At 60.8% G+C, this 13,237-nt stretch carries 10 protein-coding genes; 7 read left to right on the top strand and 3 right to left on the bottom strand.

Going from position 1 to position 13,237, the window contains the following annotated elements; all coding sequences use genetic code 11:
* Positions 1–233 precede the first annotated feature (233 nt).
* Positions 234–2,957: a TonB-dependent receptor gene (locus BLW03_RS12865; protein ID WP_074654444.1), complete on the bottom strand. Its 2,724-nt coding sequence runs from the start codon at positions 2,955–2,957 to the stop codon at positions 234–236.
* Between the two features lie 261 nt (positions 2,958–3,218).
* Between BLW03_RS12865 and BLW03_RS12860 the strand changes: the two genes are divergently transcribed.
* Together BLW03_RS12860 and BLW03_RS12855 are read left to right on the top strand one after the other, a co-directional pair.
* Positions 3,219–4,154: an MBL fold metallo-hydrolase gene (locus BLW03_RS12860; RefSeq protein ID WP_074654443.1), complete on the top strand. Its 936-nt coding sequence runs from the start codon at positions 3,219–3,221 to the stop codon at positions 4,152–4,154.
* Positions 4,155–4,197: 43 nt separating this feature from the next.
* Positions 4,198–5,649 carry a sensor domain-containing diguanylate cyclase gene (locus tag BLW03_RS12855; RefSeq protein WP_083350516.1) on the top strand — a complete coding sequence of 484 codons (1,452 nt, stop codon included), beginning with the start codon at positions 4,198–4,200 and terminating at the stop codon, positions 5,647–5,649.
* A gap of 14 nt (positions 5,650–5,663) precedes the next feature.
* Here the strand turns inward: BLW03_RS12855 and tyrS are convergent, their stop codons facing one another.
* The gene (tyrS, locus tag BLW03_RS12850) at positions 5,664–6,923 is read right to left on the bottom strand and encodes a tyrosine--tRNA ligase (protein ID WP_074655996.1); all 1,260 of its coding nucleotides are present in this window, start codon (positions 6,921–6,923) and stop codon (positions 5,664–5,666) included.
* A gap of 21 nt (positions 6,924–6,944) precedes the next feature.
* On the opposite strand from tyrS, the gene BLW03_RS12845 reads away from it, so the two are divergent.
* The 4 genes from BLW03_RS12845 to BLW03_RS12830 all read left to right on the top strand — a co-directional run bounded on the left by BLW03_RS12845 (position 6,945) and on the right by BLW03_RS12830 (position 8,810).
* On the top strand, positions 6,945–7,370 hold the full coding sequence (locus tag BLW03_RS12845) for a DUF2256 and DUF3253 domain-containing protein (RefSeq protein ID WP_074654441.1): 426 nt from the start codon (positions 6,945–6,947) through the stop codon (positions 7,368–7,370).
* 55 nt (positions 7,371–7,425) lie between these two features.
* A complete protein-coding gene (locus tag BLW03_RS20870; protein ID WP_074654440.1) occupies positions 7,426–7,794 on the top strand; it encodes a hypothetical protein in 369 nt (122 codons plus the stop codon).
* A gap of 53 nt (positions 7,795–7,847) precedes the next feature.
* A complete protein-coding gene (locus BLW03_RS12835; protein ID WP_074654439.1) occupies positions 7,848–8,570 on the top strand; it encodes a Crp/Fnr family transcriptional regulator in 723 nt (240 codons plus the stop codon).
* A 99-nt stretch (positions 8,571–8,669) separates the two neighbouring features.
* Entirely contained in the window at positions 8,670–8,810 is a 141-nt protein-coding gene (locus tag BLW03_RS12830; protein ID WP_212733196.1) for a hypothetical protein, read from the top strand.
* 307 nt (positions 8,811–9,117) lie between these two features.
* On the opposite strand, the gene BLW03_RS12825 is transcribed toward BLW03_RS12830, so the two are convergent.
* The gene (locus BLW03_RS12825) at positions 9,118–10,785 is read right to left on the bottom strand and encodes a cytochrome c oxidase subunit I (protein ID WP_074655995.1); all 1,668 of its coding nucleotides are present in this window, start codon (positions 10,783–10,785) and stop codon (positions 9,118–9,120) included.
* A gap of 349 nt (positions 10,786–11,134) precedes the next feature.
* Here BLW03_RS12825 and glmS point away from each other — a divergent pair, with 349 nt between their 5' ends.
* On the top strand, positions 11,135–13,120 hold the full coding sequence (gene glmS / locus BLW03_RS12820; protein ID WP_074654438.1) for a glutamine--fructose-6-phosphate transaminase (isomerizing): 1,986 nt from the start codon (positions 11,135–11,137) through the stop codon (positions 13,118–13,120).
* The last annotated feature ends 117 nt before the right edge of the window (positions 13,121–13,237 follow it).

Raw genomic sequence — 13,237 nt, 5'->3', positions numbered from 1 at the left:
AGAAACGTTTCAATAAGTGATCCAGATCACATCGAGAGTCGTGACGCCCCTCCGTATTGGCAGGTCCAGAGAGGTCCAAAGACAGCCGGACGAGCAGCCGATTGCACTGGTCCACCTTAGTCGCACCACCCTACAAAGGTTGTGGGCGATGCCTGCGGGCACGCTCCGGCGACCAAAGATCGCCGAGCCTACTATCGACAACAAAGACAGGCTAAGCCTGCGGGGCGATACGCCTAAAAGGCATACCGCAGGCCAAACTCGATGCGCCGGCCCGTATCTGCGCCGTACGCCTTATCGAAGAGCGGTGACCCCAGGACACCTCCCACGCGGCGCACGTTGGTGTGGTTCAGAATGTTGGCTGCACGCACGTTGGCGCTTAGAGTCTGCAGTCTGTCCTTCGCGGCGTGCGGCGTCAGCGTAAAGCTGCGGCTCAGGTTCATGTCGACGTAGGCGGCTCCAGGCATGGTGCCGGCGTTGCGCGGGAAGACTGCCGTTCCGCCGGTTGGGACAAGACTGCCAAACCTGGTGGCGATCGCGTTCGGATCACCCGGCCCGGCGTACATCGGACGATCGTTGAAATTACCATCGCCGTTGTTATCGAAGCCAGTGGTCACGTTGTAGCGACGACCGGTGCGCAGGTTGGTTTCTGTCGACAAGTCGAGTTTCTGCGGCAGGTGCAGGGTGCCGTTCAGGATCAGTTGGTGCTTATTCTGATTGTCTCGAAGAACATATTCTCCGGCGTCTGAATAGGCATTCTGCGGTTGCATGAAGGTGTCATTGCCGCCGGTGTCGAAGACCTCCGCGAGGACGTAACCCACAAACAGATTCAACCGCTTGATGCTGTGTTCTTCTGCGCTGAAGAAGAGCGCGTGACCATAGCCCTTGCCGCTGTTTTGCGATTGCAGGATGTTGGTGTTCGCAGCGATGGGCCGCACGCCATTAATAGGTGTGTTGATGTTACGAACGCGGGACTCGTTCCAAAGATGCAGCCAGTACCAGGCGGCGTTGATGTTCCAACCGCGCATGGTGTGCTCCACGTTCACCTGTTCCTCGCTGAACCAGGTGTTGCCAAAACCGGGCGCGAAGGTCCGCACGGTTGTAATGGGCACTGCGCCTGCCGAGAAGGGGTTGCCGTAGACCGGTGAGTAAACCAGCCTGCTTTGACGTGCGGTACCGTTCAGGCGCGCCCATTCGGTTGCGTCTTCGGTGCTGTAGCGGCCATTGAACATGCCGGCGTGCGCGCGCAGCGTCCACGTTGCTTTCTTATCCGGCGACCATGCGATGCCGGCGCGTGGGACGATGTCGCCGGTGACTGAGGGCAGGTTCTGCGCGTAGTAACGGAGGCCGAAGGAAAACTTCAGATTGGGCAGGAGCTTGTAGTCTTCCTGAGCGAAGAGTGAGGTCCGTGTCTGCACGAAATCGATGCGCGGGGATCCGGTCAGCCCGGTGTATGCCGTCGGTGTGCCGCCCGCAAGATTGAGCTTCGCGCGGCGATACTGCTCGAGCCCGGTGATGTCGATGCTGCTGCCGGCGATCGGCTGGCCATTCGCGTCCAGCACCGGGGCAGGGCCGCCGCCGAAGATATACGTGCCGTTAAAGTCCTGGGTGATCTGCTGGCGCTCGCGCGCGCTGCGCAGGTCCATGCCGAACTTGACCGTGTGTTTTCCCCTTGTGTAGATGGCGTCGTCTAGCACCTCAAGCAACAGTTCATGCTGTCTCTGCGGACCAATGTTCGCTCCGCCTCCGGTGAAGGCACCACTGACCTGCACTTGCGGTGCAAGGCTGGCGGGCGTGTCGTCTTCACCACCAAATCGCAGGCTGGCGCGTGCCTCGTGCATCCAGTGGGCTGAGATGGTGGTGATGTCTGTCAGCCGCACGATGTGTTCGTACCGGGTTGCGTTGTAGCCGGCCTCTTGCGTGGTAGTGCCACCGACACCAAGGTTCTGCAGGGTATTTACATTCGCCGAGTAAGTGGCGATGAAGGTGTTCTTGGGGCCAAGCTGCCACCCAACCCGAGCACTCGCGACCCACAGCCGCTCTGTCTTGGGAACACTCGCCGTCAGCGGAACAGTATTTCCATTCGCATCCAGCGTGACGGCATTTACGACAGCAATGTTATCGATGCTGCGATGTTCCAGGCTCAACGCAAAGTCGCTGCCCTGCCTCCGCACCGGACCACTCAGGTCGAAACCGAATCTCTGCTTGCCGAGCGTTCCCTTTGAGACAGAAAACGGATCACGCGCATTCAGCGCAGAGCCTCCGTACGTCATAAACAGATCGCCATGCAGACGCGGCTGACCGGGCTTCGTGTACACCTCCACGCGACCGCCCATGTACGGCGGCTCCTGGTATTCCGCGGCGAACTGGTCCGGGTTGATGCGGATGTAGGCGATGGAAGACTTAGGCGGCAGCTTGGTGGGCGACTGAAATCCATCGACGGTAATTAACGCCGTCTCCGGATCACCGCCACTGCCCGCGGTCATGTTCTGCAACTGCCGTAGAAGATCATCAGGATCATCGGCCAGCGCCTTCAGATCGTCTCCCTGCAACGTCCGCGATGCGCCGCTGTTCTCCGCGTTATCCACGCCATGCGGTGTCTCCGCGCCGCTTACATCAACGGCATCCTCCACCTCATTTGGCCGCAGCGTAACGGTAATGTCAGAGCCTGTGTGAGCAGCCGCTATCTCTGCGGCAGCAAAGCTCTCTGCGATGATATGCAGCCGATGCGTTGCACCTGGCACACACGCAAAGCGAAAGCGGCCATCGGTGGCAGTGTGCGTGGTCTCGCCGCCGTCCAGCGTGACGGCGGCCTCTGCAACGGAGGCGCCCGTCACATCGCGAACCATGCCGGCGATCGGCCCGCCGCCCTTGCAAAGCCCCTGCGCGTTCGCCGTACTGGAAGCGTGCGAGATCGAGAGCGCGGCGATCCACGCCGCGGCGGCGAATGAAGTCTTCATTGTGCTGTTCCTTCGGGCTGCGGTCTACGGGTGCTGCGATGTGCCTGCTATTCCCAGCTACGCATCGCAGAAATTATGGAAATGCAGAATTCACAGGAAAGAATTCATCCATCCTTCGGTGCTGTAGGGCCTTACGCAAGGCGCTGCGAGGTGGTTCCATATTTTTTTGAGGCAGGTGATCCGTCGATGAACGCACAGCATGCAGCCCGGCAGCCCACGCCACGGCAACAGCAGCCTGACAGAAAGCGATAGGCTATCGGCATGGCCATCGACTACCTCGCCGCCGACGACGAAAACCTGATCCGCGCAAGGGCCCGCGTGGGCGACGCGGAGATCATCGTATGCACGGATGGGACCTGCCGCTTCGATGGTGGCGCCATGTTCGGCGTCGTGCCAAAGACACTATGGTCCCGCAGAACACAGGCCGACGAACAGAACCGCGTCATGCTGGGGCTGAACTGCGTCGTCGTTCGCATCGGCGGCAAGACCGTGCTGATCGAGACTGGCTTTGGCAACAAGATCGCCCCGAAGCTCAAAGAGATTTACTGCATACAGGAGCGCCTGCCGGAATCGCTGGCTGCAGCAAAGATTTCGCCCGGCGAAGTCGACGTGGTTATCAACACGCACCTGCACTGGGATCACTGTGGCTGGAATACCGTGCTGGGTGGCGAAGGCACAGCAGTTCCCTTCTTTCCCAACGCGCAGTACATCACGCACGCCGGCGAGGTGGAACATGGCCGCCGGCAGTGGGAGCGCGATCGCGTGTCGTATGTTGCCAATAACTATGAGCCACTGATCGAGAGTGGCCAGATGCGACTGATCCATGGCACAGAAGCCGACATCCTCCCGGGCATACGCGTCGAGTGCTTTCCCGGTCACACCGCACAGTTGATGGCCGTCCACATTGAGAGCGCGGGAGAGCACGCCTGCTTCATCAGCGATCTGCTGCCCACCACGGCACACCTTGATATCGGCTGGGCCATGGGATTCGACCTGGACCCGCTACGCACCATCGAGGAGCGGAAACGCTTCTACGCCAGGGCCATACCGGAGAGATGGACAGTGATCTACCCACACGACCACCGCATCCCGCTTTCAACCGTGGGCACGGATGATCGAGGGCGTCTTCACGTGATCGAAAGCGTTAGGGATATACCCGCGTCCGCCACCGAGCCGTTCGTGGTGCGGCCTGTGTAACAGGGTATAAGGGAAGTTGCGATATGTGGAGTAGCGCGGTTTCATGAACTCATTCAACCTACGACCGAACGAGCATCGCTCCCCGGAGACTCCGCGAGAGGCATTACTGCGCCTGATGGGCCTGGCAGACGCCTCGCCGGAGCAGGAGTTTGACGAGATCGTGGAGCTTGCAACCGCCATCTGCGCCAAGCCGCTGGGCGCCATGACACTGTTGACCGAGACAGAGAATTACACCAAGGCAACGGTCGGTTTGCCGGCCGCACGTGTGCCCGTCAAGGAGTCTGTCTGCCGCTACACCGTCCTGCAGGACCACGTCATGATGGTGGAAGATACACACGCCGACCATCGCTTTGACGAACACGGCGCCATGATTCACAGCGAGGGCGGCATCCGTTTTTATGCGGGCATGCCGCTGACTACTGCTGACGGCACGCACGTGGGCGCACTCTGCGTCATGGACACCGCTCCCTCCACGCTGACAACGCAGCAGATGCGCGCGCTGGAGGTGTTGGGCAAGCAGATCAGCAGCCGCCTGCAACTGCGTGAGCGTGCCGCCGCCGTCGCGCAGATGTCGCACGATCTGGAGCGCACACACGCCATGTTCGACACTATCCTGGCCAACGTTCCGGTTGAGATCTACCTGAAGGACAGCAAAGGGCGGATCCTCTTCTACAACCAGAAGCTGGCTGACCGCTTCAAGGTTTCGTCAGATGAATGGATCGGCAAGACCAGCTACGACCTGTGGAACAAGCAGACCGCCGACGAGATTGCGCTCGAAGACGAGTACGTCCTGCGGACGGGAAAGCTTCACGAGAGCTTTGTCGATATTCCTGAACCAAACGGCACCGTTAGCTACTGGCGGAGCATGAAGGTAGCGTGCCTGATACCGCCTGATGAGAAGCTGCTCGCCTGCTGCTCAGTCGATATGACAGAACACATGGCCCGGGAACGCAGGCTGCAGGAGATCCAGGACGAACTGGAAGAGGCGAACCGCAAGCTGAATTCACTGGCCCTTACGGACTCGCTGACGGGCCTGTGGAATCGCCGGGCCTTCGATGCACAGTTGGAGACCTCCATCATGGGTGCCCAGCGGAACAAGCGGCCCATGGCGCTGATGCTGCTGGATGTGGACGACTTCAAGCATGTGAATGACCGCTTCGGCCATTTGTACGGAGATCAGATCCTGCGGCACTTTGCCGCGATCCTGAACCGCGTGAAACGCGCTGCAGATGTGGCCTGCCGCTTCGGCGGCGAAGAGTTTGCCATCCTGTTGCCGGACACCACAATGGACGGCGCGCAACGCCTCGCACAACGCATCATCGCTGCGCTGCACGCCTATCCGTGGGAAAACGGGACTGTCACCGCCAGCCTTGGGCTTGCCATGTGCTCCCACACCTGCTCGTCCGATGAGTTAGTCGACTTCGCCGACAGCGCTCTCTACCGCGCCAAACGCGAGGGCAAAGACCGCATGGTGTGCCACGGCTGCGAGATCTAAGCAGCCGCAGGTTGCTATTCGATGGTTACTAGCTTCGTTTTCTTACCCAGCTTCACCGTCAGCGTGACCGGCAGAACCGGCGTGCTGAAACGCACATCCGCCGCAGTCCCCCCATCGATCTTCACCGCACTCTCGCTGCGCTTGCGACGCGCTTCGCCATTGCTTGCAGCCAGCCCGGCAGAGGCCAGCATGCGGTCCGTGCCGATGGTCTGCGTCGCCTCGTCCCAGCCAACTTCTTCCTTGGCGAGCGACACACGCTCCGTATCCTCGCTGACGCCGCCCTTCTGAAACTGCGTAGCCCAGTTTTCCTGGGCCTTCAGCGCCGCTTCTTCCGATGAGAAGCCGGCCGTGATGGTCCGTGCCATCGCCTTCTTCGCTTCCATCGGATGCAGGGTGCCTGCGGCGACCTCCTCCCGCATGGTGTCGATGGCGCTCTGCGGCAGGTCGGTCAGCAGCGTCCAGTAGCGCCACATCAGTTCGTCGCTCACCTGCATCAGCTTGCCGAACATCTCAAACGGCGGCTCATTGACCCCAATCGCATTGTTCAGCGACTTCGACATCTTCTGCACACCATCCAGACCTTCGATGATTGGCATCATCAGAACAATCTGCGGCGGCTGACCGGCGCTGCGCTGCAGGTCGCGACCACGCATCAGGTTGAACTTCTGGTCGGTGCCGCCAAGCTCCACATCGCTCTGTAAGGCAACGGAGTCATAGCCCTGCGCGATGGGGTACATCAGCTCATGCAGCGCGATCGGCTCTTCCGCGTCGAAGCGCTTGTGAAAGTCCTCGCGCTCCAGCATCTGGCTGACGGTGAACTGCGCCAGCAGTTTCACGATGTCGTAGTAGTTCAGCGAGTCCAGCCACTCCGAGTTATACCGAACCTCTGTCTTGTCCTTGTCCAGGATGCGAAAGACCTGTTCCTGGTACGTCTTCGCGTTCTCCGCAATCTGTTCGCGCGTCAGCGCCTTGCGCGTGGCGCTCTTGCCCGTCGGATCGCCGATCAACGCGGTCGAATCGCCAATGAGGAAAATGACGGTGTGGCCTAGCTGCTGAAAGTGACGCAGCTTACGCATCAGTACCGTGTGCCCCAGGTGCAGGTCCGGCGCCGTGGGATCGAAGCCCGCCTTGATACGCATGGGCTTGCCCGTGGTAATCGACTGCTCAATGCGCTTCTTGAGCTCTTCGACGGGAATGATTTCGGCAGCGCCCTTGGTGATGAGGTCAAGCTGCGCCTCAAGAGGCGGAAAATTGTTTGGCGGAAGATTTGACATCGCCATCCAAGTATAGAGTTCATGCCTGATCGCAAGCCCAGATCGCAGCACAACGCCGGCGCGCATCCTGACAAAACCTGCGCCGCCTGCGGTCGCACCATCACGTGGCGCAAGAAGTGGGAGCGCGACTGGGACAACGTGAAGTTCTGCAGCGATGCCTGTCGAGCGCATAAGCCGGGTGCGCAGGACAAGCTGCTGGAAGAGACGATCCTGCGCCTGTTGCACGAACGCGGCGCCGGCAAGACCATCTGCCCCAGCGAAGCCGCCAGAACCGTCGCGGGCGACGGCAAGCTGTCCGGCAACCGCGAAGACTGGGAACCGTTGATGGAACCCGCACGTGCCGCCGCACGCAGGCTGGTGGCCGCGGAAAAGATCGTCATCACGCAGGGCGGCCATGCCGTCGATGCTTCCACTGCAAAGGGAGCCATCCGTTTGCGATTGCGTTGAAACAGTAAACACGGCCCAGGTGGACGCACGCGGCGTCGATCGCTTCTAAGCTCGCATGGCTACGACGAAGAAATCCGCTGCAAAGAAGACACCGGCGAAGAAGTCTGCCGCAAAGAAGTCCCCCGCAAAGAAGCGCACGCCCGCCAAGGGTGCGACGAAATCCGCATCGACCAAGACCGCAGCCAACCGCCGCCACATCACTGGCGCCGACACGAAGAAGACACCCGGCAAGAAATCCGCTGCCAAAAAGAGCGGCAAAAAGAGCAGCCAGGCCAACGCCTGCTGGCCCGGCTACGAGCCCACGCCCGGCAAGGCTCAAGGCGAAAAGGGCAGCTGCAAGCCCAAAAATTCACAGACAAAGGGCGAGCGCAAAGGCGACCAAAAGGCCGCAGCAGCCAGCAAGCTAAGCGGCCAACGGAAATAGAAACTTACGTCGACCAGATTGCGTCCACTAGACTTGCTGCAGGAGTCCACGCAATGCCTTTTCGGCGCAGTTGTCTCCAGTGCGAAACCAAGGGGCCCAACTGCTTCTGTTCGCTTGATCGAGTCGCACTGGAACGTCTTGAGAGCGTGGGCCACTGGCTGCGCCTGGAAGGTCACCAGGAAGTGCTCCGCGAGGGCTACGCTCCGGATCACGTCTATGTCGTCTGCAGCGGCACGCTGAAGCTGACCACATCGTCCGTGGATGGCCGCCTGCTACTGCTGCGTATCGTCGGCCCCGGCGATGTCCTCGGCCTTTCTGCCGCACTCAAGCGTACCCGCTATGAGGCGACGGCCGAGACCCTGGAGACGTGCCAGCTTAAGGCAATCCCTCGCACGCACTTCCTTCTTTTCATGGAAGAGTTTCAGGCGGTCGGCCGCAACTCCCTCATGGCCGTAACGCGGGACTACAACTCCGCCGTCCTCAGCGCGCGCCGTCTGGCCCTCTCCACCTCGGCAGCGGCAAAACTCGGCAGTGTCCTGCTGGAATGGGGTGGTCTCGTCCTCGCGGGCCAGCATGAACAGCTGGGCGGCACCGTCCCCAATTCGGTCAGCTTCCACATGCCGCTGACCCATGAGGAACTCGGCCACATGGCCGGCATCTCGCGTGAGACAGTCACACGCACCCTCTCTGCCATGCGGCGCGATGGACTACTCCACCTGGAGCACGACCAGATGCAGCTTCGCGACATCGCACGCCTGCAGCAGCAGGTCGGCTAGAACGCAAGGCCTACAAACCTATCGCACGCCTGCACAGCAGGTCGGCGAGGAACGCGTTGACTAACGAACGCTGCCATCCTGCAACCGCGCACCGAGCAGGTGGCCACTCTCAATGTGAACTATGGCCCTTCCACCATCTTGAGTTACACCGCAGGCAAGGGCGTACATGGCTTCACACTGGCCGATGGAGAACTGCTTCTAAGCTCCGGCAACATGCTGATGCCGTACTTTTGCCGATAGACACTGACTTGAGCCGGGCTGACAACGCGGAGTGCGAACGACAGGGCGGGCTGAAGATGAGGGTGCTAATGACAAGGCAAGCTGAAGGTGAGGTCCGAGAGTCAAGGCGGGCTGAAGGCCCGCGACTTCCAGGCCCAGGGCAAAGCCCTGGGTCAGCCTCGCGTCACGTCGCTGCGGACTGAAGGTCCGCGACAAAGAGCCAACTCTTTACACCACTCGCGGCGCTGAAAACCCCTCGGTCATTCAGCCCGCAGCGACCCCCTAAAATACGACAACAAACACGGCCCGCCCCGAAGGACGGACCGCGTTACGCCGCGCTCTTCGCCGTCTCCGGATGCTGCGAGTCCATCCAGCCATAGTCATACGCTTCGTGCGTCACAATCGGTGTCACGGCAAAGTTCTGCGTGATCGGCGGTGACGCTGTCTGCCACTCCAGACCATAGGCGTTCCAAGGGTTGGGTCCGGCAACCGGTCCGTACTTCAGCGACCACAGCAGGTAGATCATCGTCATAAAGAACCCGGCACCCATCACCGTCGCACCCGCCGTCGACATGACATTCAGCACCTGGTACTCGACTGGATAGGCAGCATACCGCCGCGGCATACCAAGGTAGCCCAGGACAAACTGCGGCCCAAACGTGATGTAGAAGCCCACAAAGATGATCACAGCGGACGCCTTTGCGATCCCCTCCGGATACATGCGCCCGAACATCTTCGGCCACCAGAAGTGAATGCCGCCGAGGAACGCCATCAGTACGAAACCCACCATCACAAAGTGGAAGTGCGCCACGATGAAGTAGGTCTCCGTCAGGTGCACATCCATGCCCAGCGAGCCAAGGAAGACGCCCGTGCATCCGCCCACCACAAACAATCCAAGGCAGCAGATCGCATAGATCATCGGGGCGTCAAAGGTGATCGATCCCTTGTACATGGTGAAGGTCCAGTTGAAGACCTTGATCGCCGAAGGAACCGCAACCAGCATCGTCAACATGCTGAAGACCAGCGCCGAGTACTGCGACACACCCATGATGTACATGTGGTGCTCCCAGACAAAGAACGAGAACATCGCAATGGCGATCGACGAGAAGGCTACGGCGGCGTACCCGAAGATCCGCTTGCGACAGAAGCAGGCCATGATCTCGCTGATGCAGGCCATGCCAGGCAGCAGCATGATGTACACCGCGGGATGCGAGTAGAACCAGAACAAGTGCTGGAACAACAGCGGATCGCCGCCCTTCGTCGGGTCGAAGAATCCGAAGTTGAACAGCCGTTCCACAGCGACCAGCACGATTGTGATGCTGACTACGGGGGTTGCCAGCACCATGATGACGCTGGCGGAGTACATGCTCCAGATGAATAAGGGCAGCCGGAACCACGTAAGTCCGGGAGCACGCATGCGATGAATCGTTGCGATGAAGTTCAGGCCGGTGAAGATGGACGAGAAGCCCGCCACAAACGCCGCAAGGCCCGCGCTGATCACATTCGTATTGACATAGTGCGTGCTCAACGGCGTGGTGAAGGTCCAGCCCGTATCCACGCCGCCCGCACCAATTGTGTACAGCAGCAGCACGGCCGCAACGCAGTACAGATAGAACGACAGCAGGTTGATCTTCGGAAACGCCAGATCGCGCGCGCCGATCATCAGCGGCACCAGGAAGTTTCCAAGGATCGCAGGCACCGCCGGAATCAGAACGAAGAAGACCATCACAATGCCGTGCATGGTGAATGCCTTGTTGTATGTGTCGGGGCTCATCAGGTCGGCCTGCGGCGTCAGCAACTCCAGCCGCACCGCCATGGCCAGCAACCCGCCCGCCATGAAGAAGATCGACACGGCGAACATATACATAAGCGCGATGCGCTTATGGTCGCCCGTCAGCAGCCAGCTCAGCAGCCCATGTTCCTGGTTCAGATAATTCCGCTGGTTATATCCGCTCGCCGCTTCTGTTTGCGGCTGTAGAACTGCAGTCGAACTCATCGGCATGCCTCCGCCGCTTCACACGCGCACGTGGCCAGTACCGCCAGCACAATCAGAGGTGGGCAGTTGGAACTGGTACCGTAGCCGGAGCACTTGCCCATGCACGGCTGGTTCGAATTCGGGCAGACCTTGGTCGTCGGTATACGCATCGCAGAGAACCTCTGTGCGTATCCTCCAGTGCACGGCGCCCGGGGGTCTGTGATGACCGTCACATGCTCTGTCAGTCTTCTGTAACACCCCGTAACAGGAAGCAGCCGCATCACCTCTCGCGTTGCAGAGATGGGAGCCCGCACATCTTCGGTCCCTCAAAGCGAAACTCAAGACCGCCGCGTGCGTCTACACTCCCAACATGTGCGGAATCGTTGGTTACATCGGACCGAAAGACGTCGTACCCCTCATCGTGGAAGGCCTTCGCCGGCTGGAGTATCGCGGCTATGACTCCGCAGGCATCGCCGTCGCGGGCGACCTGCTGAACCCCACCGCGCTCGACGTCCGACGCGCCCCCGGCAAGCTCGGCAACCTGGAAGCCGTGCTCAAGGACCATCCGCTGCACGGCACCTACGGCATCGGCCACACCCGCTGGGCCACCCACGGCCGCCCCACCGAAGAGAACGCGCACCCCCACCGCGACGGCAGCGGCACCCTCGTCGTCGTGCACAACGGCATCGTCGAGAACTACATCGCGCTCAAGAACGACCTCATCAAGCGCGGCCACAAGTTCGTCAGCGAAACCGACACCGAGATCATCGCGCACCTCATCGAAGACGAACTCGAAAAGGCCGGCACAAAGCCTTCGGAGGGGACGGGCTTCAGCCCGTCCATCAAGCTCCAGGAAAACAAAGGGGCTTCAGCCCCTGAGGCAAACTCGGCAGAGTCCATCGTCACCGCCCCCGCCTCTTCCATCTCGCTCGAAGAAGCCGTAAGGAGAGCCGTCAAGCGCCTCACCGGCGCCTTCGCCATCGGCGTCCTCTCCGCCCGCGAACCCGACAAGCTGGTCGCCGCCCGCTCCGGCCCACCCGCCGTCATCGGCATCGGCGACGGCGAATACTTCCTCGCCTCCGACGTCCCCGGCATCCTCCACCACACGCGCGACATCATCTTCCTCAACGACGGCGAGTGCGCCATCTTAACGAAGAGTGGTGTCACCTTCACCAACTTCGAAGGCGTCCCCCACGACCGCACGCCCACCCGCATCACCTGGGACCCCATCCAGGCGGAAAAGGCCGGCTACAAGCACTTCATGCTCAAGGAAATCAACGAGCAGCCGCGCGCCGTCCGCGACACTACCCTCGGCCGCGTCTCGCTCGACAGCGGCCAGGTCTTCCTGCCGGACCTCAAACTGTCCCAGCAGGAGTTCCAGCAAGCCACCAGCATGACCATCGCCGCCTGCGGCACGTCATGGCACGCGGGCCTCGCGGGCAAGTTCATGATCGAGCGCCTCGCACGACTCCCCGTCGACGTCGACTACGCCAGCGAGTATCGCTACCGAGACCCCATCCCCGGCTCGCTCGGCCTCCTCATCACCCAGTCCGGCGAAACCGCCGACACCATCGCCGCACAGGCCGAGATGATCAGCAAGGGCACACCCACCCTCGCCATCTGCAACGTCGTCGGCTCCGCCATCACGCGCAAGGCGCAGGGCGTCATCACCACCAACGCCGGGCCGGAGATCGGCGTCGCCAGCACCAAGGCCTTCACCGCCCAGCTCACCGCACTCTTCACCCTCGCGCTCTACCTGGGCCAGCAGCGCGGCCACGTCTCCTCCGAGCAGTCCAAGCACTATGTCGACGAACTAGCCAAAATCCCGCTCAAGCTCGAAGACATCCTGCGCTCCGTCGACGACCAGTGCTGCAACCTGGCCAAGACCTTCAGCACCGCCAACGACTTCCTCTTCCTGGGCCGCGGCATCCACTACCCCATCGCCCTCGAAGGCGCGCTCAAGCTCAAGGAGATCAGCTACATCCACGCCGAAGGCTACCCGGCAGGCGAGATGAAGCACGGACCCAATGCACTCATCGACGAGACGCTCCCCGTAGTCTGCATCGCAACGAAAGATCCAGCGGATCCCACCAGCGTCCTCAAGTACGAAAAGACCCTCAGCAACATCCAGGAAGTAACCGCCCGCAGCGGCCGCGTCATCGCTATCGCCACCGAAGGCGACGAAGAGATCGGCAACCTCGTCGAAGCCGTCATCCACATCCCCGCAGCACCAGAACTACTACTCCCCATCCTCGAAGTAGTCCCGCTCCAACTCCTCGCCTACCACATAGCAGTCCGCAGAGGCTGCGATGTGGATCAGCCGAGGAACTTAGCTAAAAGCGTTACAGTCGAGTAGTTGCAACTTTCTGTTGACGAACACCGTTGTTCTGCTAGACTAAGCATGCTGTACGCCGTGATCGTCGTGTCTAGATAGCCGAACAAGACCTAGGCAACTTTCGTGCACGATGCTTCA

This window comes from Terriglobus roseus, from assembly GCF_900105625.1.
GTDB classification, from domain to species: Bacteria; Acidobacteriota; Terriglobia; order Terriglobales; family Acidobacteriaceae; genus Terriglobus; species Terriglobus roseus_B.
This window is presented reverse-complemented; position numbering and strand designations above follow the sequence as displayed.